This is a genomic window from Sphingosinicella sp. (assembly GCF_052388015.1).
Taxonomy (GTDB): Bacteria; Pseudomonadota; Alphaproteobacteria; order Sphingomonadales; family Sphingomonadaceae; genus Allosphingosinicella.
The window spans coordinates 1-2775 of sequence record NZ_JBQTIN010000044.1 but is presented as its reverse complement, the minus strand read 5'-3'; the positions used below and the strand labels follow the sequence as shown (position 1 = coordinate 2775).

4 protein-coding genes are annotated in these 2775 nt (G+C 67.2%); all 4 read left to right on the top strand.

The genetic code is table 11. The annotated features are described in order from the left end of the window. Positions 1–596: TadE/TadG family type IV pilus assembly protein (locus tag ACT4N3_RS04010; RefSeq protein WP_444853920.1), on the top strand; the 596-nt coding region annotated here is incomplete at its 5' end. Between the two features lie 53 nt (positions 597–649). Further along, positions 650–979: a polyhydroxyalkanoic acid system family protein gene (locus tag ACT4N3_RS04005; RefSeq protein ID WP_444853919.1), complete on the top strand. Its 330-nt coding sequence runs from the start codon at positions 650–652 to the stop codon at positions 977–979. 66 nt (positions 980–1045) lie between these two features. After that, entirely contained in the window at positions 1046–2344 is a 1299-nt protein-coding gene (locus tag ACT4N3_RS04000) for an FAD-dependent oxidoreductase (protein ID WP_444853918.1), read from the top strand. A 77-nt stretch (positions 2345–2421) separates the two neighbouring features. Continuing rightward, on the top strand, positions 2422–2775 hold a 354-nt coding region (locus ACT4N3_RS03995), incomplete at its 3' end, for a toll/interleukin-1 receptor domain-containing protein (RefSeq protein WP_444853917.1).

The following is a 2775-nucleotide window of genomic DNA, read 5'->3' as shown; positions in this document are numbered from 1 at the left end:
ACTTCGCGATGGCGCACCTCAGGGTCAGCAACATCGCCGTGATGACCGCCGACAATGCGGCGCGGATCCGCGACAATATCGACGAGGCCGACGTGATCGACCTCCTCACCGGCGCCAAGGAAACCGGGGCGAACATCAATTTCGCCCAGAACGGCCGGATCATCCTCTCCGACCTCGAGCCGACGCCGACCGGCGGCAATCAGTGGATCCGCTGGCAGCGCTGCGACGGCGCGCTCAGCTACACCAATCCGAACACCGCCTGGCGGCCGCGAACCGCAGGCGGCACCGCGATCACGAACGGCACCGAAATCTACCAATCCGACCGGACCACCCCGAACACGGCCACCCCGAGCAGCCCGCTGGCGACGCCGACCTATGCGAGCATGGGGACCGGGATCACGATCGCGGCGCAGTCGGGCAGCGCGGTGATGGTGGTGGAGGTCGTGTACAATTATCAGCCGATCATCCCGAACAGCTTCCTGTCCGGACGCCAGATCCGCTACGAAAGCGCGTTCAACGTCCGCCAGCGGGTCGACCAGACGCTGCGCAACGCCAGCCAGGTCACCCCGCGCAGCTGCAACACCTTCGCCGCCTAGGGTTTGGACCCAAGCCTCTGGTAATCGCCCCGCCCCTGCACTAAGTGTAGTGCATGAGCAACACACCTATTGCGATCGACCTGCCGCATAGCCTCGGCGCCGCCGAGGCGCGGCGCCGGATCGAGAATGGCGTCGGCAATCTCAAGGATCATATTCCGGGCGCGGCGGAAGTCCGCTCCGCCTGGAACGGCGACCAGCTCGGCCTTCAGATCATGGCGATGGGGCAGGAGGTGAACGCCCGGCTCGATGTTCGCGAGAGCCTCGTCCATCTCGAAATGCTGCTGCCGCCGGCGCTCGCTTTCTTCGCCAAGCCGATCGAGGCGGCGCTGCGCCATGGCGGCACGGCGATGCTGGAGGACAAATCGAGGGGCAGGGCGCGCTGAGCCGGGCTTGCCTCCCGGCCATGCGCCGCTAAGCATCCGCGCCGGATCGTGCGTCGGGGAGAGCGGATGCGGCACGTCGCGATAATCGGGTCCGGCCCGGCCGGCTATTACAGCGCCGAGGCGCTGCAGAAGGCGCTGGGCGACGAGGTCAGGATCGATATCGTCGACCGGATGCCGGTGCCCTATGGCCTGATCCGCTTCGGCGTCGCACCGGACCATCAGTCGATCAAGGCGGTCTACCGGCGCTACGAGAAGGTCGCGCTCAGCGACAATGTGCGCTTCGTCGGCAACGTTCTGGTCGGGCGCGACATCTCGATTCCCGAGCTGATCGAGCTGTACGATGCGGTGATCCTGGCGACCGGCGCCCCCCACGACCGGCCGCTCGACATCCCCGGCGGCGACCTGCCGGGCGTGATCGGCTCGGCGGCGTTCGTCGGCTGGTACAATGGCCATCCGGAATTCGCCGATCTCGCGCCGCCGCTCGACGTTTCTGCGGCCGCGGTGATCGGCAACGGCAATGTCGCGCTCGACGTCGCCCGCATCCTCTCCAAGACGCCGGCGGAGTTCGCGGGATCGGACATTGTCGGCCACGCCTTCTCGGCGCTCGGCGACAGCGCGATCCGCGACATCCATGTCCTCGGCCGGCGCGGCCCCCACCAGATCGCGATGACGCCCAAGGAACTGGGCGAGCTCGGCCATCTCGAGAGCGCGGTGCCGAAAGTCGATCCGGCCGATTTCCCGCCTGAGATGGACGATGCGTTGCTGGAGCCGGGACAGCGCAAATCGGTGACCCACCTGCGCGGCTTCGCAGCGCTGGACGCCGCCAAGACCAAGACGATCCATTTCGATTTCTTCGCCATGCCGCTGAGGATCGAAGGCGAGGGCCGGGTCGAGCGGATCGTCGTCGAGAAGACCGCGCTGGATGCGAAGGGCGCGGCGGCCGGCACCGGCGAGACCTATGAAATACCCTGCGGCATGGTGATCACCTGCATCGGCTACCAGACGCCGCCGATCGAAGGTGTTCCCTATGAGGAAAGTCGCGGCCGCTTCGCCAATAGCGAGGGCGTGATCGGAGACGGCCTTTATTGCGTCGGCTGGGCGCGGCGCGGCCCGACCGGCACGATCGGGACCAACCGGCCGGACGGCTATGAGGTCGCCGACAAGATCGCGGCCGATTTCGGCGGCACCGGCGGCCGCAAGGACGGGCGGACGGGGCTCGACCGGCTGCTTGAAAGCCGCAACGTCGACATCGTCACCTTCCGCGACTGGCAGCGGATCGAGGCGGCCGAGGCGGCGCGCGCGCGCGAAGGGTCCCCGCGCGAAAAGTTCATCCTGATCGAGGAAATGCTGGGCGCGCGGCGCTAGACGCCCGGGCGCCGCAGGGTTACCAAGCCGCGGGGGCAGGGAGCCATAGCCGCCTTCGTCCGCCGCAGAGGAAGCGCATGAACGGCCACGTTTTCGTCAGCCATGGATCGGACGACCGCGTCCAGGCGAACGAGCTTGCGGCCTTCATCGAGGCGAAGGGCGCGAAGGCCTGGATCGCGCCACGCAATGTCCGCCCCGGCCAGGATTATTCCGAGCAATTGCAGGAGGCGATCGAGAATTGCAGCGCCTTCCTCGTCCTCGTCACCGACAAGGCGAACAAATCGCCTTACGTCCGGGCCGAGGTCGAGATGGCGTTCAGCCTGTTCAAGCCGATCTTCCCGGTGCGGATGGCCGACATCAAGCCCGCCGCCGGCCTCGCCCTGTTCCTCAAGATCCGCCACTGGACCGATGCCTTCGGCGAGGACAAGGAG